The sequence below is a fragment of the Parvimonas pharyngis genome, from assembly GCF_046569675.1.
Taxonomy (GTDB): Bacteria; Bacillota; Clostridia; order Tissierellales; family Peptoniphilaceae; genus Parvimonas.
The window spans coordinates 317919-343179 of record NZ_JBKICJ010000001.1 but is presented as its reverse complement, the minus strand read 5'-3'; the positions used below and the strand labels follow the sequence as shown (position 1 = coordinate 343179).

The window sequence follows — 25261 nt, the reverse complement described above, 5'->3', positions numbered from 1 at the left end:
TATTTTACATAAAATCAAGTGGAGTTTTTTCACATGATATTGATAATACTATTCCCATAGCTATTAAATTTACAAGTTGGAATGTGCCACCATAGCTCAAAAATGGTAATGGAATTCCCGTTATAGGCATTAAACCTATTGTCATTCCAATATTTTCAAATATATGAGCTAAAAACATTGCAAATATTCCAATAATTAACATTTGATTGAACTTATTAATTGTTTTTTTCGAAAGTTTTATAAATCTATACAACATAATAGTGTATAAACTTATTAATATTGTTCCTCCTACGAATCCCATCTCTTCAACAAAAACAGGGAAAATATAATCTGTTTGCTTTTCAGGTATAAAATTAAATTGATTTTGAGGTCCTTTAAATAATCCTCTTCCGATAAATTTACCAGAGCCAGCAGCAATTTTTCCCTGAACAGCTTGATACCCAGTATTTGTTATATCTCTTTCTGGATGTAGAAAGTTTAGAATTCTATTTTTTTGATAAGGAGATAAACTAAAGTAAAATATAGGCAAACTTGCTATAGCAGCTAGTAGTGTATACACAACTAGTCGTAAGCTAATTCCTGCTACAAATAACATAGTTCCGATAACTAAAATAAATACAAATGCAGTACCAAAATCTGGTTGCATAAGGACTAATCCAACAGGTAAAAATGCAAAAGTTAAAACCTTTAATAATGTTTTTGGCTCATTTAATTTGGTACTATTTTTTTCAATAACTGTGGCTAAACAAATTATCATTGCTAATTTAACGAATTCTGATGGCTGAAAAGATATAGGGCCAAATTTAATCCAACTTCTAGCTCCAACTGAATCTCCTGTTCCAATTATAAGTACTAAAACTAGTAATCCTATAGAGATTATATAAATAGGTAAATATAACCTCTTTAAGAATTGTATATTAACTGCAATAAGTACAAACATTAGTATAAACCCTAAAAGCGTCGCAATTAATTGTGATAACATAAAATTTCTTTTTAAACTAATTGTAGCACTATACAAATTAAGTAAACCTATTAAAATAATTAAAACTAAAGAAACAAGAATAAATAAATCAATTTTATATATATTTTTATTTTTAAAAAACATCTTAATCACCTCATAATGTATATATTATATTAAAAATAATTTAAATATGCAAATAATAATGAAAAAATGTTAAAAATTATTTTTAGTTGGGTATATATCAGTTATTAAAAACTAGGAGAAAAAAATGGACTTTGAATATATTAAGGTTATTAAGAGTGATTTAGATGATATAGATAAAGCTGTTTCTTATGTTTTAGAGAAACTATCAAGTGTTATTAGAAATGAAGAAATAATGTTTAATATACGAATTGTTATTAATGAAATTGTAATTAATAGTTATGAACATGGAAATAAATGTAATAGAGAAAAAGGAATTAATTTAAAAGTTTGTGTAAACATGGACTGTATTCATATAAATGTAAAAGATGAAGGTGATGGTATTAATTATATATTTAATGAAAATAGGGATATAAACATGACTACTTCAGGTAGAGGACTTAGAATTGTTAAACAACTAGTAGATGAACTTGAAATCAATAATAATGAAATAAGTGCAAAGATTAAATGTGAAACAAGTGATATATAGAAATCAGTAAAAAATTGATTTCTTTTTTTATTGAAATTTTTATAAAAAGTGATATAATTAAAATATACACGAAGGTGTAAATATATTTTGGAGGGTTTAATTATGAGAATTTTACCGCAAACAGTTATGAAATTGTTACCAAATACTAATAGTACTATTGTTATTTTAGTTGTGGTTTTGGTGTTTGGATTCTTTTATTTTGTACCTGTAGGTCTTTGGATTACAGCTTTATTTAGTGGAGTTAAAGTTAAGATATCAAATCTTATAGGGATGAAATTAAGAAGAGTTAGAGCGTCAAAGATTATTTATCCATTGATTAAGGCGACAAAAGCTAATGTTAGAATTAACATTTCAGAATTAGAAGCGCATTATTTGGCTGGTGGAAATGTAAATAATGTTGTTGATGCTTTGATTGCTGCTCAAAAGGCAAATATTGAATTGACTTTTGAAATGGCAACAGCTATTGACCTTGCCGGACGTGATGTTTTGGAAGCTGTTCAAGTTAGTGTAAATCCTAAAGTTATCAATACACCAAAAATTGCAGCAGTTGCAATGAATGGTATAGAAGTGATAGTTATTGCTAAAGTTACAGTTAGAGCAGATATATCAAGACTTATCGGTGGTGCTGGAGAAGAAACAATCATAGCCAGAGTTGGAGAAGGTATAGTTACTACTGTAGGTAGTGCTGAAAGACATAGCTTAGTTCTTGAAAATCCAGATGCAATTTCCGAAACAGTTCTTAAAAAAGGTCTTGATTTAGGAACAGCATTTGAAATCTTATCTATTGATATTGCAGATGTAGATATAGGTAGAAATATTGGAGCTCAATTACAAGCTGATCAAGCAGAAGCAGACAAAAAAATAGCACAAGCCAAAGCAGAAGAAAGACGTGCAATGGCAGTTGCAGTTGAACAAGAAAATAAAGCTAAGATTGAAGAAATGAAAGCTAAAGTTGTTGAATCAGAAAGTAGAATTCCTCTTGCTATTGCAAAAGCTTTTGAAGAAGGAAATATTTCTGTATATGAATATGAAAAGTTAAAGAATTTAAAATCTGATACTAAAATGAGAGAATCACTTTCAGAATAGAGGTGAATTTCTATGAAAAAAGATACTAGCTTTTTATCTTTTATTGAAGATTTAAAATCTGAGATTAATAATATAAAAAATCAAATTAATGAAGTAAGTACTGAAGATTATAATAGAGATTATATAATTAGTTCAAAAAAATCTAAAACAAGGTCAAAATCTAAAAATAAGAACAACAAAAATTTAAAATCATATGATGATTTTGAAAGTCCAGAAGGTACAAGTGTAATGACTACTAGCATTGAAGGTAATAGTCAAGAGAATTATTCTTACGAAGGAAAAACTGCAATGACAACTTCTTTGGAAGGTCAAAGTATTATGAATTCTTCTATTGAAGGAAAAAGTCAGATGTACAATTCTAAAAAGACTGAAAGAGTATCAATGAGAAAAGATCTTTTAACTTTAGATGAATTAATTGAAAGAAAAACAAAAAAATTTGCTATGAAGGGTAAAGAAAGTCTTTCAAAAGCTATTATATACTCTGAAATAATTGGGAAACCTAAATCATTAAAATAATTTTTCAATCTTTGTTCAATAGAAAAATTATTATTAAAATGTTAATTAAAAAAGGAGACTATGTAGTCTCCTTTTTTAGTCAATTTTTTCTAACGTTATATAATCAACACCAGAAATTATAAGTTTCATTCCAGTATCTAATTTAACTTCATTATAGTCCTCTAGTTTAAGAACAGTTATTTCGTTATTTTTATTCATTACCTTTATCTTTGTATCTTTTGTTGAATTTGATATTCTATATGTTCCACCATTTATATCTTTATCAATATCATAAATTCCACTTGGTAAATTTTTAAAAGTATTATATTTAATATTGTCTTTAAAAATAATTCCAATTATATCCCCTTTAAATTCAACATTTGAATTATCTAAAATTTTAATTCTTACATATCGAGGTTTATCATTTTCTTTCAAAACTTCTTCTAAAATAATTTTATTATTAACACTATAAATAAACTTACCTTTTTCAGTTAACTTAATTAAATAATTTTCATTTGTAAGATCCATTTTGTTTAGTGATATTTTTTTATTTTGATCTAATAATTTTTCCTCAACTTTTACATCAATTGATGATTCATTTTTAAAATTAATATATTTTTTTTCATAAAAATTTTCAATTTCCTGAAGTTTTTCTAAAATTTTTGCTTCAAAAGCAATATCATTAGAAGATTCATTTTTAAATTTGTTATATTTTTCTAATATTTTATTAAATAATTCTTTATCACTATCAGTAAATTCACTGTATGATTTTTTTAATACATTTATTTCTTCAGTTGTAAGTGAAAATTGTGTTGAAGAATTTTTAATTTCATTATTTAATTTATCTACATTTTTTGTTCCGGTTTTACTACATGATGTAAGCACAAAGAAACACAAAAATAAAAAAATAATTTTTTTTCTAAGATTAAACATAATAATACTCCTAAAATAATAATAGTATATAATTATTATACTACATTTTAAATAGATTTCAAATTTAATTATTATTTTTAATTAGTATGGTTACATTAATTGAACTATTATGATATAATATTTATAGTTTTAAAAAAACAATATAATAATCAGTTTATAATTAACATTTTATTTTAAAAATTAATTTTAATTATATAATTATTTATATTTTTAATTTAAAAACAGAGGAGAATTTATGTATAATTTAGGAGAGTTTCAAAAACTTACAATTAAACGTTTTAAAAATAATGGTGCATATATTGGTCTAAAGGATATTAAGAATGAAAAATTGGATATACTTTTACCAAAAAAAGAAGTTCTTGAAACAGATAGCTTAGGTGATGAATTAGAGGTTTTTATTTATAAAGATAATCAAGCAAGATATGTTGCAACTAGACGAATTCCAAAAATTTCTATGGGCAAATTAGAAACTTTAGAAGTTATGGATATTTCAAAAATTGGTGCTTTTTTAGACTGGGGTTTAGAAAAAGAATTATTTTTACCTTTTAAAGAACAAACTATGAAATTAGAAAAAGGTAGAAAATATTTAGTTGCATTATATATTGATAAGTCTGAAAGACTTTGTGCAACAATGAAAATTAGGGATTACTTAACATCAGATTCACCATATAAAGAGGGTGAATGGGTTGATGGAATTATATATTCTATTCATAAAGATTATGGTGCATTTGTTGCAGTTGAAAAGAAATATGATGCAATGATAGAGAACAAAGATATTGTAGGTGTTTTAGAAATTGGTGAGCCTATAAATTTTAGGATTTCAAAAGTGAAAAAAGATGGTCGTCTAAATTTAGTACTAAAAAACTTTTCTCATGCAGAAATTAATGACAATGCAGATATTCTTTTTAAAATTTTAAAAGAAAGAAATGGATTTTTGGAATTAAATGATAAAAGTAATCCAGATAAAATTAAGGATATTTGCGGTATGAGTAAATCATCATTTAAAAAAGCTGTAGGAAGACTTTTAAAAACAAAAAAGATTATTTTTGAAGGAAATGGTATAAAATTAATATAAAGGAGACAATTATAATGGAAAAAAATGTAATGGCTGTTGTAAATGGAGTAGAAATTTTAGAAAGTGATGTTGATAGATTTATTGACTTAATGGGAAACAGAGCTTTACCATATAAGAATCCAGAAGGAAAAAAACAATTATGTGAAGAGCTTATAAAACAAGAACTTATTATTCAAGATTGTTATAATAAAAAGTTAGATGAAAGTGAGGCTTTCGTTAAAGAAATCACTGAAATTAAGCGTTCAATTTTAGCAAAACATTTCTTAAATGAATTATTTAGTGATATTAAAGTTTCTGATGAAGAAATTAAAGAATATTATGAAGAAAATAAAAATTTATTTATGAGTAAATATGTTTTTAAGGCTAAACATATATTAGTTGAAAGTGAAGAAAAAGCTAAAGAATTAAAAAAACGTGCTGAAAATGGAGAATCATTTGAAGAATTAGCCATGGAATGTTCTATGTGTCCATCAAAAGAAGTTGGAGGAGACTTAGGTGAATTTACTCAAGGTCAAATGGTATTAGAATTTGAAAATGCTTGTATAGACTCAGAAGTTGGAAAAGTTAGTGAACCAGTAAAAACACAGTTTGGTTATCATTTAATAAAATTAGAATCTAAAGTTGCTCCTGAACAATTAAGTTTAGAAGAAGTTAAAGATGAAATAGAAAAAAGTATTATTAAAGCTAAAGAACAAATTGCATATGTTTCAAAAATGGATTCTTTAATGAAAGCGAGTAATGTAGAAAGAAACTATTAATATGTATCTAATAGGTGGGATAATATGTTTTCTAGTTTATTTATTTGTATCAATAATTGATTTAGATTATCTAATAAATACAGAAACTATTAAAATTTCATTTAAAAATATAAAAAAAAACTATAATTTAATACATTTGATTATAATAAGTTTAACTAATTTTTACTTTATTATGATATTTCAAACAAATACTATATTATATTTTATAAATTTATTATGCTTTTTGTGTTTATATATTTGCTCAGTTACAGATATTTTTATTAAATATATATTTTTAAATATAGTTATAGCCTTCTTTATTCCAATAATTACTCTTAATATTTTTAGTAATTATATCGAGATTTCTATTCTTGGATTTTTATCTGGAATTATATTTTACGGACTAATTTACGGAGTGTCAAAAATAGTTTATGGAAAGGAATCTTTTGGAATAGGAGATATATACATGTTAGGACTTATTGGAATTTCAAGTGATTGGTATACTGTATTATATATCGGACTTTTTACTTTTGTTATAGCAGGAATTTTTTATTTTATAAAATTTTTGTTGATAAGAGATTTAAATTTGTTTAAAGAACAAGAAATACCACTAGTTCCATTTATTTTATGTAGTTATTTAATTATAATTTATTTTTAAAATCAACTTAAAAATCAATATTTTAAGTTGATTTTTGCTTGTAAATATGTTATTATAAGTAGCAGGTTAATTATAAAAGTACGGAGGTGTATTATGCAAGTTTTAATGGAAATTATTTTATTCTTTGCAAGTATTGTAATAATTGTTGCAGTTCTTATGCAAGAATCAAAATCAGATGGAGTTGCATCTTTAACTGCTGAAACTAATATTTCAGGAAAAGGTGGAAAAAAATCTAAAGACGCTATTTTGAGTCAAATTACTATTATAGCATCAGTTGTGTTTTTTATAGTAGCTATAGCTATGGCTGCGATTAAATAAATCATTTAGGAGGATAAAATGGATACTAATTTTATTTTTTATTGTGCAATTGCCGTAGGTGTTGTTGCGTTAGTATTTGCTTATATTAAGTATTTAAGCATTACAAAAATTGAACCTGGTAATGAAAGAATGAAGGAAATATCAGGTTACATTGAAGAAGGCGCGATGGCTTTCTTAGTTCGTGAATATAAATATTTAGTTATATTCGTTGTTGTTGTTGCAATTATTTTAGGAGCAGCCATTAATTTACTTACAGCAGTATGTTTCTTAGCTGGTTCAATTTGTTCAATTTTAGCAGGATTTTTCGGTATGAAAGCTGCTACAAAAGCAAATGTTAGAACTGCAAATGCTGCTAAAGAATTTGGTATGGGAAAAGCACTTCAAACTGCATTTTCAGGGGGAGCTGTAATGGGTCTTTCTGTAGTTGGTTTAGGTATTTTAGGTATGACAGTATGTTACTTCTTAGTTGAAGATGTTAATATTGTAACTGGATTTAGTTTTGGTGCTTCATCTATAGCTTTATTCGGAAGAGTTGGTGGTGGTATTTATACTAAAGCTGCTGATGTTGGAGCTGACCTTGTAGGTAAAGTTGAAGCTGGAATCCCAGAAGACGATCCTAGAAACCCAGCAGTTATTGCTGATAACGTAGGAGATAACGTAGGGGACGTTGCCGGAATGGGAGCTGACTTATTTGAATCATATGTTGGATCAATTTTATCTGGTATTACACTTGGTTCAGTTGCTTTTGGAAAAGAAGGAGTAATTTTTGCATTAGCACTTGCTGCAGTTGGAATTTTAGCATCATTAATAGGCTTATTCTGTGTTAGAGGAGATAAAGATCCTCAAAAATCTTTAAATATGGGAACTATAGTTAGTTCAATTTTAACTATTGTTGCTACTTACTTTTTAAGTAGTAAAATTTTAGGAAGTAATTCAGCGTTTATTTCATCAGTTGCTGGTATTTTGGTAGGTTTAATTATTTCACAATTTACTGAATACTACACATCAGGAGATAAAAAGCCAGTTCAACATATAGCTGAAGAATCAGAAACTGGTTCATCAACAAATATTATTTCTGGTTTAGCTGTTGGTATGAAATCAACTGCTGGTCCAATTATAATTATTGCTATTGGTATTTTAGTTTCTTATATGGCTTCAAATGGATTCTCAAATGCAGGACAAGGATTATATGGTATCTCAGTTGCAGCTATTGGTATGCTTTCCACTTGTGGTATGACAATTGCAGTAGATGCTTATGGTCCAATCGCTGATAATGCTGGTGGTATTGCAGAAATGTGTGAATTACCTCATGAAGTTAGAAATATTACAGATAAATTAGATGCTGTTGGGAATACTACAGCAGCTATTGGTAAGGGATTTGCAATTGGATCAGCTGCATTAACAGCTTTAGCATTGTTTGCATCATACACTCAAGCAGTAAAATTAACATCTATTGATGTTACTAAGCCACAAGTAGTTGCTGGTATGTTTATAGGTGGTATGTTACCATTCTTATTCTCAGCTTTAACAATGGAAGCTGTAGGAAATGCTGCTAATGAAATGATTCAAGAAGTTAGAAGACAATTCAAAACAATTCCTGGAATTATGGAAGGAACAGGAACTCCAGATTATAGAAAATGTGTTGACATTTCAACTATGGCAGCATTAAAACAAATGATTATTCCTGGATTATTAGCTGTTGTTGTTCCAGTATTAGTTGGACTTTTAATCGGAGCAGAAGCTCTTGGTGGATTATTAGCAGGTTCATTAGTAACAGGTGTTTTAATGGCTATCTTTATGTCAAATGCAGGCGGTGCTTGGGATAATGCTAAGAAATATATTGAAGAAGGGCATCATGGCGGAAAAGGTTCAGATCCACATAAAGCTGCTGTTGTTGGAGACACAGTAGGTGATCCATTTAAAGATACATCAGGACCTTCATTAAACATCTTAATCAAATTAATGACTGTAGTTGCATTAGTATTTGCTCAAGTTATTTTAAATTATGGTGGAATGTTAATTAAATAGTATTAAATATAAAAATTGATAAAAAGTGTATTTATATACACTTTTTATTTTTTTGTTTTATAGAATTTTTTATGAGATTTAAAAATTTGCAAAATAATTAAATTTTTGATATAATTTTTTTAAATAAAAATTTTTAGGAGGTTATTATGGATAGTGGACCCGAGGTCTATTTTCAGATTATTATTTTAATTTTATTAACTTTAGTCAATGCTTTTTTTGCAGCCTCAGAAATGGCGATAGTATCAATGGATAAGAAAAAGTTACTAGCATTGTCTGAACAAGGAGACAAAAGGGCAATAAAGGTTGAAAAGCTTTTAAAAGAGCCTTCAAAATTTCTATCAACAATTCAAGTTGGTATTACTTTCGCTGGTTTTTTTACTTCTGCTTCTGCAGCTATTGGCTTATCGGATAAATTTGGTAGTTTTTTACAAAGTTTATCAATTCCTTTTGCTAATAGAGTTTCTCTTGTATTAATAACAATAATTTTAGCTTTTTTTAGCTTAGTTTTTGGTGAACTTGTACCTAAGAGAATAGCATTACAAAACGCAGAGAGATTTGCTTTATTTTCTGTAGGAACAATAAATTTTGTATATAAATTTATGAGTCCTTTTGTATATTTGCTATCAATATCTACAAATCTTATTTTAAAAATACTATCGGTTCCAACAAATGGAGTTGAGGCACAAGTTACACTAGAGGAAATTAAGTCTATAGTAGAAGTTGGTCAGGAACAAGGTATAATTAATCCTACTGAACGTGAGATGATAGATGGAGTAATTTCATTTGATGATGTTTTAGCAGAAGAAGTAATGACACCTAGAACTGAAGTATTTATGATTGATGTAGATGAACCTGATGAAGATTTTGAAACTTTAATGCAAATGAGATATTCTAGAGTTCCGGTGTATGAAGATGATATTGATAATATAATTGGAATATTATATATCAAAGACTTCTTTTTAGAAGCTTATAAAGTTGGATTCGATAAAGTTGATATAAGATCAATTTTAAGACCGGCTTACTTTATACCTGAAAGAAAGAATATTAATGACTTATTTTTAGAACTAAAAAATTCAAGAAACCAGATGGCAGTTCTAATTGATGAGTATGGTGGTTTTACTGGAATAGTAACAATGGAAGATTTGATTGAGGAAGTAATGGGAGAAATTGATGATGAGTATGATAAGAAAACTAACCCTGCAATCAAAAAGATAGATGATAGACATTTTATCGCAACAGGAGCTTGTGAAATTGAAGATGTGAATAATGCTTGTAATTTAAAGCTTGATGAAAATTCTGAAGATTATGACACATTAGGAGGTATGTTGATTTATCTTTTAGGATATATACCTAATGATGGAGAAAAGTTGACTGTTGAGGATAATGGTGTTATTTATAATATACTATCAATTTATGAACATAGAGTAAAAAAAGTTAGAATAATTCTTCCTAAAGTTGAAGTTGAAGAAACTGAAGAAGATGATCAAAAAAATTCTGAAAAATAATATAAGCTTGTAATTAGTTATTATTTTTCAAATTTTGAAAACTTACTTAAATAAAAATAAAAACCGCTAATTTCTTAGCGGTTTTTTTATTGTGAAACAACAAGGTTCTCTGGAATGCACCCGATGCAAAGCATCATGGAAGAGTAGTAGTTCTTATTCAATGTCCAATTTTTCAATTGTTTGATACAATAAATTACAATCAATATATCTAAAATCTCTTAAAACTCTATCTATCCAAAGAGGTGTTTTCATATTATTTTGAAACTTCTTATATGTCTCTATGGCTTCATCTATTATTATAATTCCATTGACATCTAATTCTTTTGCTTTTGCTATTAAAATTGATCTATAAGGTGTTTCGTTTGGTTTTATACTACCACAAAGAGGATGTGTTGATAATTCATAACCATTTTGTAATTTCTTTTTAACTATATCCAAAATGTCTCCATATGTATAATTTTCATCAAATATTATTTCTAAATCTTTTTTTTCTTTTACTTTTTCATATAAATCAATGTTATTTGTAATTAATGTAAACTTCATATCATTTCTCCCTTCATACTATAAAATTGTAACATAAAAATAGAAAAATATAAAGTGATTAAGTTAAATATATTTAAAAAAATTGTAAAATATGGTAAAATCAATAAAGAGGTGATAAATTTGGCTAATAATTTTGTACATTTAAATGTTCATACTGAGTATAGCTTGTTGAACAATTATAATCCTATAGGGAAATTAATAGATAAAGCAAAAGAACTAGAATTTAAAGCAATGGCAATTACAGACTATAATAATATGTATGGAGTTATAGATTTTTACAAAAGATGTAAAAAAAATGGAATAAAACCAATAATAGGTTGTGAGCTTACTTTATCATACCCAAATAATGAATTTTTCAATATAATATTATTAGCTAAGAATAATCATGGTTATAAAAATTTATGTAAATTAGTTTCTAATCTATATACAGTTGAAAATAGAAATAGAGAATATATAACATTAGATGAACTTGAAAAATTTTCTAGTAATTTAATTCTAATTATAGGTTCAAGAAGAAGTTATATTAGAAAATGTTTATTATCAGATGATTATTTAAATGCAAAAAATGAAATAATAAATTTTAAAAGTATATTTAATCATGATGATTTGTTTTTAGAATTAAATTTTCATTTTGAAGAAAATGATGAACTAATGATAAATAAGTATATAGAATTTGCAAATGATCATTCATTGAATAAAGTTGTAACAAATGATGTTCATTATATTGAAAATACTGATTTTAATCTTTTTAATATAGCTAGATGTATATCAAAAGGAGTTCTTCTTTCAGAATTAAAAGATAAGAATTTTACACAATCTGAATATTATCTAAAAAGTGAAAATGAAATGTTAAAAATCTTTTCTTCATTAAAGGATGCTGTTGATAATACAAGAATTATTTCTGAAAGATGTAATGTTGAATTTGATTTTTCAACCTATCATTTACCAGAATATATAGTCCCTGATGGAATAAGTACAAAAGAGGATTATTTATATTGTCTAATTATTGAAGGTATGAAAAAAAGGTATAGTAATATTACTACCGAAATAAAAAAAAGAGTAGATTATGAATTTTCAGTTATTAGTAAAATGGGATTTATAGATTATTTTCTAATAGTGTGGGATTTTGTTAATTTTGCAAAAAATAATAAAATACCAGTAGGACCAGGAAGGGGATCTGGTGCAAATTCTATAGTTGCTTATTGTCTAGAAATAACAGATATTGATCCTATAAAATATGAATTAATATTTGAAAGATTTTTAAATCCAGAAAGAATTTCCATGCCTGATTTTGATATAGATTTTTGTAACGAAAGACGTGAAGAAGTTATAAATTATGTCATTCAAAAATATGGTAAAAATCATGTTTCACAAATTGTAACATTTGGAACAATGAAACCAAGAGCTGCAATAAGAGATATTGGTAGAGTATTAGGATATAAATTATCTATAGTAGATAAAGTAGCCAAACTGATTCCAAATAGTTTAGATATAACTTTTAAAAAAGCATTAGAGGATAACTCAGAGCTAAAAAAATTATATGAAGAAGATATAAATATAAAAAAATTAATAAATACTTCTGAAAAATTTGAAAAATTTCATAGACATATATCAATCCATGCAGCTGGAATAGTAATAACAAAAGAAGAACTTACAGAATATATTCCTCTTTCAAAAAGTGGAGAAAATATAGTAACACAATATAATATGGTGGAATTAGAAGAGCTTGGATTATTAAAAATGGATTTTTTAGGTTTAAGGACTCTAACTGTTATTGACGATACTATTAAATTAGTAAAAAATAATTATAATCAAATTATAGATATTGATAATATACCATTAGATGATAAAAATGTTTTAAATTTATTTAAGACTGCAGATACAATTGGAGTTTTTCAGTTTGAAAGCACTGGTATGAGACTGTTTTTAAAGGATTTAAAGGCAGATAATTTTGATGAATTAATTGCTGCAAACTCTTTATTTAGACCAGGTCCTATGAATCAAATACCAAATTATATTAAGAACAAAAAAAATCCAAAAGCAATAAGATATTTGGATAAACGTCTAGAAAAATACCTAAAATCTACTTATGGTATTATTGTTTATCAAGAACAAGTTATGCAAATTGCTAGAGAACTTGCGGGTTATTCTTGGGGGCAAGCTGATAATTTAAGAAAAGCCATAGGAAAAAAACATATGGAAATTATGGAATATAATAGAAAAATATTTATTTATGGATTAGATGATTTAGATGGAAGTATTAAAATTAAAGGCTGTGTTAGAAATGGTGTAGATGAGGCTTTAGCACGCAATATTTTTGATTTAATAGTTGAATTTGGAAACTATGCTTTTAACAAATCACATAGTGCATGTTACTCCTTAAATGCGTATAGAACTGCTTATTTAAAATTTTATTATCCTCTAGAGTATATGGTATGTCTTTTAAATTCAGTTATAAACTTTGAAAGACAATTTTTTCAATATTTCCAAGAAATAAAGAAAATGGGTATAAAAATATTACTACCAAGTGTAAATCTTAGTATTTATAAAAATAGTACAGAGAATGAGTGTATGAGAATTGGTTTTTCTCAAATCAAGGGATTTAATAGATTACTAGCTAATGATATCCTTGAAGAAAGAAGAAATGGTTTATTTAAAAGTTTTAAGGAATTTTTAGAAAGACTTAAAAATTCTAAAAATATTAGTATGCCATCTGTGGAAAATTTAATAAAATCTGGAGCTTTTGATGAAATTGAAAAAGATAGATCAGAAATATTAAATAGTTTTGAAAATCTATATACTCAGATAGTATCAAAAAGTAAAAATGAATTATCTGGACAGCTTTCTTTAATAGGTACAGATTTTATGCAAGAAAATTTTTCAAAAACAGAAAAATATTCAAAAGATGAAATATTAGGATTTGAAAAAGAAATATTAGGATTTTATATATCTTCTCATCCATTAGATGATTATAAAAATTATATAATAAATAACAATAGTATGAAGTTGTTAGATTTAAAAGTTTTAGACAAAGGTATATATAAGACTATAGTTTATGTTAATTCTGTTAAAACAAGAAGAAATAAAAAGAATATTATATTAAAGACTGTTAATGTAGAGGATTTTTCAAGTAATATTGAATTATTAGATGTAAAGGATTTAGATATTCATAAAGGAAAAATATATGAAATTTCTATAAAAATATCAGTAAATTCCTTTGGAAATACTAATTTCGCTATAATAGATGCTAATGAAATTAATGAAATATACTCAAAAAAATTGTACATTAAATTGAACATTTTAGATATAAATTCAAAAAAAACATTGGGTGATTTATCAGAAAAATATAAAGGATATAATCAAGTTATCCTATATATTTTAAGTGAAGATAAAACTTTAAAGCTAGACAATAAATTTGATTTAACTAATAAAGATTTAATAAAAGACTTAGAGAATATTTTTGGGAAAGATAAATTTCTTATTAATTGATGGAGGGATATTTTGAAAAAAATTGCAATTCTAACTAGTGGAGGAGATTCCCCAGGAATGAATCCCGTTATTAGAGCTGTTGTAAGAACATGTATATATCATGGAATTAGAATTTATGGAATTAGATTTGGATTTGATGGGCTAATTAAAGGTGACATTTTTGAAATGAATGTATCTAGTGTTGCTGATATAATCCAAAAAGGTGGAACTATTTTAGGAAGTGCTAGAAGTAAAGAATTTTTAACGATTGAAGGACAAGAAAAAGCACTTAAAAATTTACAAGATTTTGAAATAGAAGGACTAGTTGTTTTGGGTGGAGATGGAACTTTTAGAGGTGCTAATGTATTAAGTAGACGTGGAATTAAGACAATAGCAATACCTTGTACTATAGATAATGACATGGGGTATACTGATTACACAATTGGATTTTTTACATCTGTTAACACAGTAATTGAAGCTATTTCGAAGCTTCGTGACACATCTTCTTCTCATGGAAGAGCTAATATTTTAGAAGTTATGGGAAGAAAATGTGGAGATATTGCACTAAATTCTGGTTTAGCTGGTGGAGCTGAAAGTATTATAGTTCCAGAAGTAGAATTTGATATAAATAAAGTATGTAATAAGATTATATGTGGAAGAAAAAGAGGAAAATTACATCATATAATTGTATTAACTGAAGGTATATTAAGTCCTTATGAGCTAAAAAGACAGATACAGGAAAAAGCAAAAATTGATACAAGAGTTACAGTTTTAGGACATATTCAAAGAGGAGGTACTCCAAGTTCAGTTGATAGAATTATAGCAAGTCAAATGGGAAGTGTTGCTGTTAAATTGTTATTACAAGATAAAACAGATTTAGCATTATCTTTTAAAAATAATCAAGTTGAGTATGTGACTATAGAAGAAGCTGTTTCAAGTAAAAAAATATTTAATAAAAGCATGTATGATATAGTTGATGAACTATCAATTTAGGAGAATAATATGAAAAAAACAAAAATTATATGTACAATTGGACCAGCATCTGATTCAGTTGAAAATTTAAAAAAATTAATGCTTAGTGGAATGAATATTTGTAGATTAAATTTTTCACATGGAAGTCAAGAAGAACATAAAGTTAGAATAGATAATATAAAAATAGCAAGAGAAGAATTAGATCTTCCTATAGCAATAATGTTAGATACTAAAGGTCCAGAAATTAGACTTGGTAAATTTAGTGTTGATGAAGTTGAATTGAAAACTGGTGATATATATACTTTTACAATTGATGAAGTATTAGGTAACCATGAAATTTGTTCTGTTTCATATAAATTATTACCTAATGATGTTAAAGTTGGTGGTACAATATTAGTTGATGATGGATTAGTTGAAATGGAAGTAATTTCAAAAACTGATAAAGAAGTAAAATGTTTAGTAAAGAATAACGGAATAGTAAAAAGCAATAAAGGAGTTAATATTCCTAATGAAATTATTCATTTACCATCTATTACTGAAAAGGATAAATCAGATATTCTATTTGCAATAGATAATGATTTAGATTTTATTGCGGCATCATTTGTTAGAAAACCAGAAGATGTTTTTGAAATTAGAAAAATTTTAGATGAAAAAAATTCAGATATTAAAATAATTTCAAAAATTGAGAATCAAGAGGGTGTTGAAAATATTGATAAAATTATAGAAGCATCTGATGGAATAATGGTTGCTAGAGGGGATTTAGGAGTTGAAATTAAGACAGAATTTATACCTAAAATTCAAAAAGAAATTATTAGAAAATGTAATCTAATTGGAAAACCAGTAATAACCGCAACACAAATGTTAGACTCAATGATTAGAAATCCAAGACCTACAAGAGCAGAAGTAACAGATGTTGCAAATGCTATTATAGATGGTAGTGATTGTGTGATGTTATCTGGTGAAACTGCAGCAGGTAAATATCCAATTGATGCAGTTAAAGTTATGAATAATATTGCTATAACTACAGAAAATTCATTTGATTTCCAAAATAGTATAAAAAATAAAAATAGACAAGATAGTTTGAATATAATGAATTCAATCAGTTTATCTACAAAAGAGATTGCTGAAAATTTAAAAGCAAAAGCTATAATTTGTGCTACCGCTTCTGGTATTACTCCAATTGCAATTTCAAAGTTTAGACCGTTTGTAGATATTTTAGCTGTTACTTACTCAGAAAAAGTTAGGAGAAAATTGCAAGTATACTGGGGGGTAACTTCTCTTATTTCACAAAAGTCAGAGCATACCGATGAAGTTATTGAACGTTCAATTTCAACTGCACTAAATGCAAATTATATTAGTGATGGTGATACTGTTGTGTTAACAGCTGGAATTCCTGTAGGAGTCGCAGGAACTACAAATTTAATTAAAGTTCATACAGTTGGGAAAATACTTATAAAAGGTTTCGGAGTAGGAAAAGAATCTATTACTGGAAAATGTTGTATTATAAATCATATAGATGATTTAAGTAATAAATTTAAAGATGGAGATATTATTGTATCTAAATTTACTGATAGAGAGTATATAGAATATATAGATCGAGCTTCTGGAATAATTGTTGAAACAGGTGGACTAACGTCACATGCTGCTATTATTGCACTACACTTCAATATTCCTACAATAATAGGAGCTGAAAATGCTAATAATATAATCCATGATGGTCAAATTGTAACAATTGATACTGTTGGTGGCTTAGTTTATGATGGAGATGTTAAAGTTTTATAATTTTACTTTATTTTAAATATGTGATATTATAATACATAGTTTAAATAAGGAGAAAATATTTTGATAAAATATAATGATTTACCAAAAGAATTTCAAAATGATGCTGTAAAAAAGTATTATGAAATAGTTTCTAGAAAGAAAATTAGTTTATTGTTTAAGAGAATATTTGATATAATTTTTTCTATTTTAATATTATTGATTTTATTTATTCCAATAATTATAATTTCTATAGCAATTATAATAGATTCGAATGGAAGTGTATTTTATAGACAGGAAAGAGTAACAAAATACGGCAAAAAATTTAGAATTTTTAAGTTTAGAACTATGGTTACAAATGCTGATAAAATCGGTACTCTTGTAACCGTAAAATCAGATAATCGTATTACTAAGGTTGGAAAATTCCTAAGAAAATATAGATTGGATGAATTTCCTCAAATTTTTAATATATTAATAGGTGATATGAGTTTTGTTGGAACAAGACCGGAAGTTACAAAATATGTAGAAAAATATTCAGATTATATGTATGCAACTTTGTTATTACCTGCAGGACTTACTTCATATTCTAGTATAAATTATAAAGATGAAGATGAAATTATTTCTGAACATTTGAAAGATAATGCAAATATAGATGATATATATGTAAATTATATTTTACCTGATAAAATGAAATACAATATAGAATATATTGAAAGATTTTCTTTTTTATATGATTTGAAAATAATGTTTAAAACATTTTTATCGGTATTTTTAGGAGGAAAAAATAATGAAGGTTAGTATAGGTGTAGTTGCTTTAAATGAAGAAAAGACCTTACCTTCTCTTTTTGAGGATTTTAAATTGCAAACTTATCCTCATGATAAAATTGAAATTATATTAATAGATGGTATTTCATCAGATAATACAAAAAAAATTATGCAAGACTTCAAAAACGATAATGACTTTGTAGAAATAAGAATTATAGATAATCCTAAAAAAATACAATCTGCTGGTTGGAATTTAGTAATAAATAATTTTTCTGGAGATGTGTTAGTAAGAATTGATGCGCATTCTTCCATTCCAAAAGATTTTATAGAAAAAAATGTTAAAAATATTGAATCTGGTGAATATGTTTCTGGAGGGAAAAGACCTAATATAATCGATGAGGATACTCCTTATAAAAGAATGTTATTAGAAGCTGAGTCTTCTATGTTTGGTAGTGGTATTGCTCCATTCAGGAATACTTCTGGAAAAAAATATGTTAAATCAATGTTTCATGCTATGTATAAAAGAGAAGTATTAGAAAAAGTTGGTTTATTTAATGAAAAACTATTAAGAACTGAAGATAATGAATTTCACTATAGAATTAGAAATGCAGGATATAAACTATGCTATGATGATGATATTGTATCATATCAACATACTAGAAATTCTCTTTCTAAAATGATTAAACAGAAAAAAGCTAATGGAATGTGGATAGGTCTTACTACTGCAGTTTGTCCTGAGTGTTTGAATTTATATCATTATATACCATTTGCCTTTTTGGTATCATTGTTTATTTCAACTATAGCATTGTTTTTTACTAAATATTTATTTGTTTTAGTATTTGGTTCGTATCTAATAGTTAATATTTTAATGTCGTTGAGTTCAATATTTAAAGGGAAATTTAATCCATACAATCTATTATTACCGATTATTTTTTTTCTTTTACATATTAGTTATGGATATGGTACTTTGATTGGATTTTTAAAAATTCCATCATTTTTAAAGACATATAATAAGGAGGACTAAAAAATGATTTATGCAGGGATTCTAGCAGGAGGAATTGGTAGTAGAATGAATATTTCTAATATGCCAAAGCAATTTCTGAATATTGGAGATAAACCTATTATAATTCATACAATTGAAAAGTTTTTATTATGTAATAAAATAGATAAAATTTATGTTGGGGTTAATCCTGATTGGAATACGTATCTTGTTGACATTATTGAAAAAGATTATAATTATTTATCAGAAAAAATAATAGTTGTGGATGGAGGAAAAGATAGAAATTCAACAATTATTAATATAATTTCAGCTATTGAAAAAGATAATGGTTTAACAGACGATGATGTTTTAATTACACATGACGCAGTTAGACCTTTTGTATCAATTAAAATGATAGAAGAAAATATAGAAAATTGTAAATCTTATAATATTATTGATACTGTTGTTCCAGCATTTGATACTATTGTAGTTTCTGAAGATGGTAATTTTATTTCATCAATTCCAGATAGAAAAATAATGTTTCAAGGACAAACACCTCAAACATTTAAAATTAATAAATTTATGGAATATTATAGTAAATTAACAGATGAAGAAAAGAATATATTAACTGATGCATGTAAAATATTTGTTTTAAATGGAGAAAAAGTATTTCTTGTCAATGGAGATTTTTCAAATATAAAAATTACAACAGTAACAGATTTGAAGATTGCTAAAGCTATGCTTATGGAGAATTTAAATGATTAATAGAATTTTTCAATTAATAAAACCAGGATTTATTTCTGTAAAATATATTGATGAAAGTTTTTTGGGTGATAAAGTAATTGTTAAACCTTTATATGTTTCATTATGTCATGCTGATCAAAGATATTATCTTGGAAAAAGAGATCCTAAAGTTTTAGAAAAAAAATTACCAATGGCACCAATACACGAGGCATGTGGTGAAGTAGTTTTTGATCCTACAAATACTTTTAATGTTGGAGATAAAGTGTCTATGATACCAAATACTCCTCCTGAAGATTATGATGAAAGTTTTTATGAAAATTATGTAAAAGGATCATATTTTCTTTCAAGTGGTCATGATGGATTTATGAGAGAGTTTGTAAAAATTTCTCCAGATAGGCTAGTTAAGTTTAATGATATTGATCTTTCGGTTGCCTCTATTTTAGAATTTATTTCTGTTGGTTTTCACGCTTTTGATAGATTTGAAAAAAATAGTAGTAAAGATAAAGAGACTATTACAGTATTTGGGAATGGAAGTCTAGGATTTATAATGGCTAATGTTCTAAAATACAAATTACCTAATAGTAAAATTGTTGTAGTTGGTAGGAATTTAGAAAAATTAAAGATGTTTTCTTTTGTTGATCATGTTTATTCTATTGATGATATACCTGCTGATTTTTGTACAAATCATGCATTTGAATGTGCAGGTGGACCGGGTAGTGAGGACGCAATAAATAATATAATTAAATACATTAAACCTCAAGGATCTGTTATGCTTATGGGTGTTAGTGAAAATAAAGTAGCTATTAATACTAGAGATATATTAGAGAAAGGATTAACATTAATTGGATGTTCTAGATCAGGAAGAAAGGATTTTATAGAAGCTGTAAAAATGCTTGAAAATAAAAAAATACAAAATAGATTTAAGTCTATTGTTTTTGAAGATGATGAAATAAAAAATATAGATGATATTCATAGATTTTTCAAGAATGACTTAAATACACCTTTCAAGACTGTTGCAAAATGGAATATTTAGTTAAATATAATTTATAAAACTATGGAAGAAATAAATTTAAGAGAGTTACAACTAAAAAGTTTAGAAATGGGTAAATATTTTGTTTCTTTTTGTGAAGAAAATAATTTACTTTGTTATCTATGTGGTGGTGGAGCAATAGGTAGTTTAAGACATTCTGGATTTATACCTTGGGATGACGACTTAGATTTTTTCATGCCAAGAGAAGATTACGAAAAATTAGCCTTACTATGGAACGAAAAAGCTAATACAAAAAAATATTCACTTGTTAAAGCAAATGAAAATTTAGTTGATCATAATTTGTTTATTACTATTAGAGATAATGATACTACAGCAATTAAACCTTATCAGAAAGGTTTAGAAATTAGTCATGGAGTTGCATTGGATATAATACCACTTGATGGATGTCCTTCTGGAAATTTTCAACGAAAATTTCAGTTAATGTGGGGGCTAATTTATTCTTTATTTTGCGCTCAGGTTTTACCTGAAAAGCATGGTGGTCTTAAGAAAAAAGTATCCAAAATTTTACTATCTATATTTAAATCAAAAAAAATAAGATATAAGATATGGAAAATTGCAGAGAAAAAAATGACTAAGTATAAAATTAAAGATTCAGATTATATAACTGAATTATGTTCGGGGCCATATTATATGAAAAAAAAATATAAAAAAAAATGGTTTATTGATAAAATATATATTGATTTTGAAGATATAAAAATGCCTATTCCAATAGGATATGATGGTTATTTAAAAACTGCTTTTGGAGATTATATGACATTACCGCCTAAAGAAAAGCAATTACCTCATCATGATTTACTTTTCTTAGACTTAAATAATGGATACATCAATTATAAGGAACTTTGGAAATAGGGTGATTAAATGAATAAAAAAAGAGTTTTGTTTTTTTTGTGGTCTTTTTCTTTAGGAGGAGGAGCAGAAAAAATATTATCAACTATTGTTAATAATCTAGATCCAGAAAAATATCAGATTGATATTCTTGAAATAGAACATTTTGATAAAGGATATGAACCTGTTAACGATAGTATAAGAATATTGAAACCTTGGCAAGATTATAGACAATCAAAGGTAAAAAGGGCTATTCTATGGAGAATAAGAAAGTTTTTTCCTGGTTTAGTAAGAAAATTAATGGTTAAAGATAAGTATGATATTGAAATTTCATTTACTATTATAAATCCGCCTTTTGAATATTCAAAAGATGATAATGTAAAAAAAATTGCATGGATCCATGGTAGTATTGAAGATTTTATCAATGATAGTAAGAAAAGAAACAGTCATAGAGAATACTTAAAAAATGTTGATAAAATAATTTCAGTATCTGAAAAAACTAGAGAATCAATAATTTCAATATATCCTGAGTACAAAGATAAAGTTATTACTATATATAATGGATATGATTTCCAAAGTATAATGGATAAGTCAAAAGAAGATATTGATTTTAAAATTGAAAATAATTCAATTTGTGTAATTGGAAGAATTGAAAAATTAAAAGGATCTTTAGAAGTTTATGAAACAATTAAAAGATTACACATTGAAAAAAATAAAAAATATCATTTATATTTTATAGGTTCAGGTGATTTAGAGTTACGTTTAAAAGAGTTGACAGCTAAAGATGGCTTAGATAAATATATACATTTTTTAGGATATAAAAAAAATCCGTATAAGTATATAAAAAGAATGGATTTAATGTTATCAATGTCAAAACAAGAAGGTTTTTCGGGGGCAATCGTTGAAGGTTTGGCTTTAGGAGTACCTTTTATATCAACTGATGTTGGTGGCATTAAAGAATTATCAAATAATGGTAAATTTGGAAAAATAATTTATTCTACAGATGATGCTTGCAATCATATAATTGATTTTTTTGAAAACAAAAAAGAGATTAATTATTCTGAAATGTCAAGTTATATATCTAAATTTACTATTCCTGAACAAATTAAAAATGTAGATGAATTATTAGATTAGTGGAGATAATTATATGAATATTAGTTTTAAAAAAATTTATTCTTTAATTGTAGCATTATCTTTTATATTTACATTATTGATTGGTATATGTTATTTATATACAGATAGACTAGATGTATTGTTATTTACACTATTATCATTTTTTGTAAGTTTGATTATATTTTGTTTTACTGATATAAAATATTATATAATACATGTATTTTTCTATATTACTATTTTTATTTTCTTGGTTTCTAGACCAACAATAGATTATTTAAGAGAAAACAGTTTTAACACTTATCAGAAAGATGCTTATATTTTTTCATTTATAGTTGTTATGATTTCTCTATTAGGTTTATTTATAGGAGGCTTAATTTCTAGATCGCTAATTAATACAAAAAAGAGTAATAATTTTAATATAACTGAAAAAAAAGATAAAACAATATGGTTAAAAAATGTTAGGGTTGTTTCGCTTACTGTATATATGTTAACTTATCCTTTTTATGTAATAAGATTAGTAGAAAGGTTAATATTTAAACTAAATACTGATTATTACACTTATTATGCAGAGTTTAAAAGTAGTTTGCCATATTTTACATATATTTTATCAGTTTTTACTGTGTATTCAATGTGTATTTACTTGGCATCTAAACCGAATAAAAGAAATGCAACCATAGTATTATTAAGTAATTTGTTTGCGAATTCAATCTATTTACTAATTGGAACAAGAAATCCATTTATTTTAACTCTTATATTTTCTTTTATTTACTATTTTATTAGAGGACAAGAAGATGTTAGCAACAAATGGATAGGTTTAAAAGAGAGATTAGCAATCTATACAAGTATTCCAATTATAGTTGTTGGAATGGGACTTTTAAATTATATTAGAGATAATTTATCTGTTTCCACCTTTAGATTTTTTGATATTTTTGTTGATTTTATATATAAACAAGGAACAAGTTTTGGAGTATTAGCTAGAGGTTTTCTATATAATAGTAATATTGCAGTAAGGAGTTTTACTAATTTTACATTTGGACCAATAATTGAGTATTTTACTCATGGGAACCTTGGTATGTTACTATTTAATACAACACCTTATACAGCAACAACAAATAGTATAGAATTTGGTATAAGAAGTAATAGCTACTCTCATAATATATCATATATTGCAATAAAAGATGATTATTTACAAGGACATGGATTAGGAAGTAGCTTTATAATGGAAAATTATACTGATTATGGATTTATAGGAGTGTTTTTATTTAGTATGTTTTTAGGATTTTTGTTTATAAGAATGTTAAATGTTTCATATAATAATAAAACTTTACCATTTATTTGTACATTAATTATACTTAATAATTTATTCTTTATGCCTAGAAGTAGCTTTTCTGAAAGCTTTTCAATTCTATTAACATTCCAATATTGGTTTTTAATAGTTTTAATTTTTGTAGTAGCAAAATTAATATCGAAAGATAATTCGTATACAATTTATAAAATTAAGGAGATTTGATATGTTTGAAAATTATTCAATAGGAGATTTATTTTCCAATATTTACAAAAAAAGATTGTTGAATATTATTACATTTATAGTTTTGAGTATTGCTTTAGTTTGTCCATTAGTTTTGAAAACAATAAATAAAAAAACTGTAACTAAGGAAGGGGTAAAATATTCCACTTATGTTTCTTATAAAATTACAGCACCTGAAAATGATAATTTAAATTGGATGTATAGTAGAAGAGGATTTTCTGATTTTTATGAAAAATTATTAACTTTAAATCTAAATGGAGCATTTTTATTTAATGATGTTAGTGATGAAGATTTAAATCAAATGGCTAAAGAATTGGATACATCCGCTACTACTTTAAAGAATTCTAATTTTGATTATTGGGACAAAAAAGTTGTGATAAATTACATTTCAACAAATTTAGGAGTTTCTGCAAAAATTTTAACTCCTAGTAAATTAGTTAATGATTTAATTGAAAAAAAGTTTGATGAATTAATAAATAAATATAAAAATGTATATAGCGATGTAACTATAGAGAAGCTTGAATCAAATTATTCTAAAGAGTTAAGCTCAAAAGAAAATGTTAATTCAGGTTATAGTTTAAAAAAACTAGTGATAAAAGTTGTTGCAATAGAAATTGCTATATTAATTTTAGTAGCATTAATGAATTTTATTATATATGTATTTAATCCAACGATTAATAGAGAAGGTGATTATAGAAAATATAATATTAAATTTGTTCAAGAAATAAAAAACAATAATGAGTTATTAGAGGTTCTAAAATATAAACAAAATAAAGAAAATTTAGAAGAATTAACTATTCTTTCATCAAATTCTAAAATTATTAAAAAAATAAATAATTTGAATATTGAGAATATAAATATTGTTAGTTCTAATAATCTAAACAACATTATAAATTTAAAAAATGTTTTATTTATTGAAGAATATGGAATTACTAGATATTCAGCTTTTGAAAAACTATTACAAAATATTAATAATTATAATATAAATATAATTGGAGTAGTAACATATAAATTATAAGATAATAAAAAAACCGGCTTAATTTAGCCGG

At 25.7% G+C, this 25261-nt stretch carries 23 protein-coding genes; 20 read left to right on the top strand and 3 right to left on the bottom strand.

All coding sequences use genetic code 11. From position 1 onward, the window contains the following. Positions 1-4: 4 nt before the first annotated feature. Complete coding sequence (gene rodA, locus ACLGL0_RS01620) at positions 5-1105, bottom strand: rod shape-determining protein RodA (protein ID WP_411013375.1); 1101 nt, start codon at positions 1103-1105, stop codon at positions 5-7. Positions 1106-1229: 124 nt separating this feature from the next. Here rodA and ACLGL0_RS01615 point away from each other — a divergent pair, with 124 nt between their 5' ends. From ACLGL0_RS01615 to ACLGL0_RS01605, 3 genes are all read left to right on the top strand, one after another. Further along, the gene (locus ACLGL0_RS01615) at positions 1230-1631 is read left to right on the top strand and encodes an ATP-binding protein (protein ID WP_411013374.1); all 402 of its coding nucleotides are present in this window, start codon (positions 1230-1232) and stop codon (positions 1629-1631) included. 102 nt (positions 1632-1733) lie between these two features. Then, positions 1734-2717: a flotillin-like protein FloA gene (gene floA, locus ACLGL0_RS01610; RefSeq protein WP_269836886.1), complete on the top strand. Its 984-nt coding sequence runs from the start codon at positions 1734-1736 to the stop codon at positions 2715-2717. A gap of 12 nt (positions 2718-2729) precedes the next feature. Further along, positions 2730-3233 (top strand): hypothetical protein, encoded by a 504-nt coding sequence (locus ACLGL0_RS01605; protein WP_314558053.1) that lies wholly within the window; start codon positions 2730-2732, stop codon positions 3231-3233. Between the two features lie 75 nt (positions 3234-3308). Here ACLGL0_RS01605 and ACLGL0_RS01600 read toward each other — a convergent pair whose 3' ends face one another. Continuing rightward, the gene (locus ACLGL0_RS01600) at positions 3309-4145 is read right to left on the bottom strand and encodes a hypothetical protein (RefSeq protein ID WP_411013373.1); all 837 of its coding nucleotides are present in this window, start codon (positions 4143-4145) and stop codon (positions 3309-3311) included. A gap of 235 nt (positions 4146-4380) precedes the next feature. On the opposite strand from ACLGL0_RS01600, the gene ACLGL0_RS01595 reads away from it, so the two are divergent. From ACLGL0_RS01595 to ACLGL0_RS01570, 6 genes are all read left to right on the top strand, one after another. Next, positions 4381-5220, top strand: coding sequence for a CvfB family protein (locus tag ACLGL0_RS01595; protein ID WP_314558049.1), 840 nt, complete (start codon positions 4381-4383; stop codon positions 5218-5220). Between the two features lie 14 nt (positions 5221-5234). Continuing rightward, on the top strand, positions 5235-5978 hold the full coding sequence (locus tag ACLGL0_RS01590) for a peptidylprolyl isomerase (protein ID WP_411013372.1): 744 nt from the start codon (positions 5235-5237) through the stop codon (positions 5976-5978). Position 5979: 1 nt separating this feature from the next. Next, positions 5980-6615 (top strand): prepilin peptidase, encoded by a 636-nt coding sequence (locus tag ACLGL0_RS01585; protein ID WP_411013371.1) that lies wholly within the window; start codon positions 5980-5982, stop codon positions 6613-6615. 93 nt (positions 6616-6708) lie between these two features. Then, a complete protein-coding gene (gene secG / locus ACLGL0_RS01580) occupies positions 6709-6933 on the top strand; it encodes a preprotein translocase subunit SecG (protein WP_314558045.1) in 225 nt (74 codons plus the stop codon). Positions 6934-6951: 18 nt separating this feature from the next. Beyond that, positions 6952-8961: a sodium-translocating pyrophosphatase gene (locus ACLGL0_RS01575; protein ID WP_411013370.1), complete on the top strand. Its 2010-nt coding sequence runs from the start codon at positions 6952-6954 to the stop codon at positions 8959-8961. 146 nt (positions 8962-9107) lie between these two features. After that, positions 9108-10466, top strand: a complete 1359-nt coding sequence (locus ACLGL0_RS01570; protein ID WP_411013369.1) for a hemolysin family protein — start codon at positions 9108-9110, stop codon at positions 10464-10466. Positions 10467-10619: 153 nt separating this feature from the next. Here ACLGL0_RS01570 and ACLGL0_RS01565 read toward each other — a convergent pair whose 3' ends face one another. Next, complete coding sequence (locus ACLGL0_RS01565; RefSeq protein ID WP_314558039.1) at positions 10620-11009, bottom strand: GrdX family protein; 390 nt, start codon at positions 11007-11009, stop codon at positions 10620-10622. Positions 11010-11129: 120 nt separating this feature from the next. Between ACLGL0_RS01565 and dnaE the strand changes: the two genes are divergently transcribed. The 11 genes from dnaE to tarQ are packed head-to-tail and all read left to right on the top strand — an operon-like array spanning position 11130 to position 25230. Then, the gene (gene dnaE, locus ACLGL0_RS01560; protein WP_411013368.1) at positions 11130-14498 is read left to right on the top strand and encodes a DNA polymerase III subunit alpha; all 3369 of its coding nucleotides are present in this window, start codon (positions 11130-11132) and stop codon (positions 14496-14498) included. Positions 14499-14510: 12 nt separating this feature from the next. Then, the gene (gene pfkA / locus ACLGL0_RS01555; protein WP_314558035.1) at positions 14511-15470 is read left to right on the top strand and encodes a 6-phosphofructokinase; all 960 of its coding nucleotides are present in this window, start codon (positions 14511-14513) and stop codon (positions 15468-15470) included. Between the two features lie 9 nt (positions 15471-15479). Then, on the top strand, positions 15480-17231 hold the full coding sequence (gene pyk, locus ACLGL0_RS01550) for a pyruvate kinase (RefSeq protein ID WP_411013367.1): 1752 nt from the start codon (positions 15480-15482) through the stop codon (positions 17229-17231). A 60-nt stretch (positions 17232-17291) separates the two neighbouring features. Next, entirely contained in the window at positions 17292-18005 is a 714-nt protein-coding gene (locus ACLGL0_RS01545; RefSeq protein WP_411013366.1) for a sugar transferase, read from the top strand. Continuing rightward, complete coding sequence (locus tag ACLGL0_RS01540; protein ID WP_411013365.1) at positions 17995-18996, top strand: glycosyltransferase family 2 protein; 1002 nt, start codon at positions 17995-17997, stop codon at positions 18994-18996. The genes ACLGL0_RS01545 and ACLGL0_RS01540 overlap by 11 nt, the downstream gene beginning before the upstream one ends. A gap of 3 nt (positions 18997-18999) precedes the next feature. Further along, complete coding sequence (locus ACLGL0_RS01535; protein ID WP_411013364.1) at positions 19000-19716, top strand: IspD/TarI family cytidylyltransferase; 717 nt, start codon at positions 19000-19002, stop codon at positions 19714-19716. Then, positions 19709-20728: a zinc-binding dehydrogenase gene (locus tag ACLGL0_RS01530; RefSeq protein ID WP_411013363.1), complete on the top strand. Its 1020-nt coding sequence runs from the start codon at positions 19709-19711 to the stop codon at positions 20726-20728. Before ACLGL0_RS01535 ends, ACLGL0_RS01530 begins: the two co-directional genes overlap by 8 nt. Positions 20729-20749: 21 nt before the next feature. Then, a complete protein-coding gene (locus ACLGL0_RS01525) occupies positions 20750-21595 on the top strand; it encodes a LicD family protein (protein WP_411013362.1) in 846 nt (281 codons plus the stop codon). 9 nt (positions 21596-21604) lie between these two features. Next, complete coding sequence (locus ACLGL0_RS01520) at positions 21605-22705, top strand: glycosyltransferase (RefSeq protein WP_411013361.1); 1101 nt, start codon at positions 21605-21607, stop codon at positions 22703-22705. A 13-nt stretch (positions 22706-22718) separates the two neighbouring features. Then, positions 22719-24194, top strand: coding sequence for an O-antigen polysaccharide polymerase Wzy family protein (locus tag ACLGL0_RS01515; RefSeq protein WP_411013360.1), 1476 nt, complete (start codon positions 22719-22721; stop codon positions 24192-24194). Between the two features lies 1 nt (position 24195). Beyond that, entirely contained in the window at positions 24196-25230 is a 1035-nt protein-coding gene (gene tarQ / locus ACLGL0_RS01510) for a teichoic acid biosynthesis protein TarQ (RefSeq protein ID WP_411013359.1), read from the top strand. Positions 25231-25261: the final 31 nt, after the last annotated feature.

Coding starts and splice junctions, on each gene's coding strand:
- rodA (WP_411013375.1), bottom strand. CDS start 1,105: ATGTTTTTTAAAAATAAAAATATATATAAAATTGATTTATTTATTCTT.
- ACLGL0_RS01615 (WP_411013374.1), top strand. CDS start 1,230: ATGGACTTTGAATATATTAAGGTTATTAAGAGTGATTTAGATGATATA.
- floA (WP_269836886.1), top strand. CDS start 1,734: ATGAGAATTTTACCGCAAACAGTTATGAAATTGTTACCAAATACTAAT.
- ACLGL0_RS01605 (WP_314558053.1), top strand. CDS start 2,730: ATGAAAAAAGATACTAGCTTTTTATCTTTTATTGAAGATTTAAAATCT.
- ACLGL0_RS01600 (WP_411013373.1), bottom strand. CDS start 4,145: ATGTTTAATCTTAGAAAAAAAATTATTTTTTTATTTTTGTGTTTCTTT.
- ACLGL0_RS01595 (WP_314558049.1), top strand. CDS start 4,381: ATGTATAATTTAGGAGAGTTTCAAAAACTTACAATTAAACGTTTTAAA.
- ACLGL0_RS01590 (WP_411013372.1), top strand. CDS start 5,235: ATGGAAAAAAATGTAATGGCTGTTGTAAATGGAGTAGAAATTTTAGAA.
- ACLGL0_RS01585 (WP_411013371.1), top strand. CDS start 5,980: ATGTATCTAATAGGTGGGATAATATGTTTTCTAGTTTATTTATTTGTA.
- secG (WP_314558045.1), top strand. CDS start 6,709: ATGCAAGTTTTAATGGAAATTATTTTATTCTTTGCAAGTATTGTAATA.
- ACLGL0_RS01575 (WP_411013370.1), top strand. CDS start 6,952: ATGGATACTAATTTTATTTTTTATTGTGCAATTGCCGTAGGTGTTGTT.
- ACLGL0_RS01570 (WP_411013369.1), top strand. CDS start 9,108: ATGGATAGTGGACCCGAGGTCTATTTTCAGATTATTATTTTAATTTTA.
- ACLGL0_RS01565 (WP_314558039.1), bottom strand. CDS start 11,009: ATGAAGTTTACATTAATTACAAATAACATTGATTTATATGAAAAAGTA.
- pyk (WP_411013367.1), top strand. CDS start 15,480: ATGAAAAAAACAAAAATTATATGTACAATTGGACCAGCATCTGATTCA.
- ACLGL0_RS01540 (WP_411013365.1), top strand. CDS start 17,995: ATGAAGGTTAGTATAGGTGTAGTTGCTTTAAATGAAGAAAAGACCTTA.
- ACLGL0_RS01535 (WP_411013364.1), top strand. CDS start 19,000: ATGATTTATGCAGGGATTCTAGCAGGAGGAATTGGTAGTAGAATGAAT.
- ACLGL0_RS01530 (WP_411013363.1), top strand. CDS start 19,709: ATGATTAATAGAATTTTTCAATTAATAAAACCAGGATTTATTTCTGTA.
- ACLGL0_RS01525 (WP_411013362.1), top strand. CDS start 20,750: ATGGAAGAAATAAATTTAAGAGAGTTACAACTAAAAAGTTTAGAAATG.
- ACLGL0_RS01520 (WP_411013361.1), top strand. CDS start 21,605: ATGAATAAAAAAAGAGTTTTGTTTTTTTTGTGGTCTTTTTCTTTAGGA.
- ACLGL0_RS01515 (WP_411013360.1), top strand. CDS start 22,719: ATGAATATTAGTTTTAAAAAAATTTATTCTTTAATTGTAGCATTATCT.
- tarQ (WP_411013359.1), top strand. CDS start 24,196: ATGTTTGAAAATTATTCAATAGGAGATTTATTTTCCAATATTTACAAA.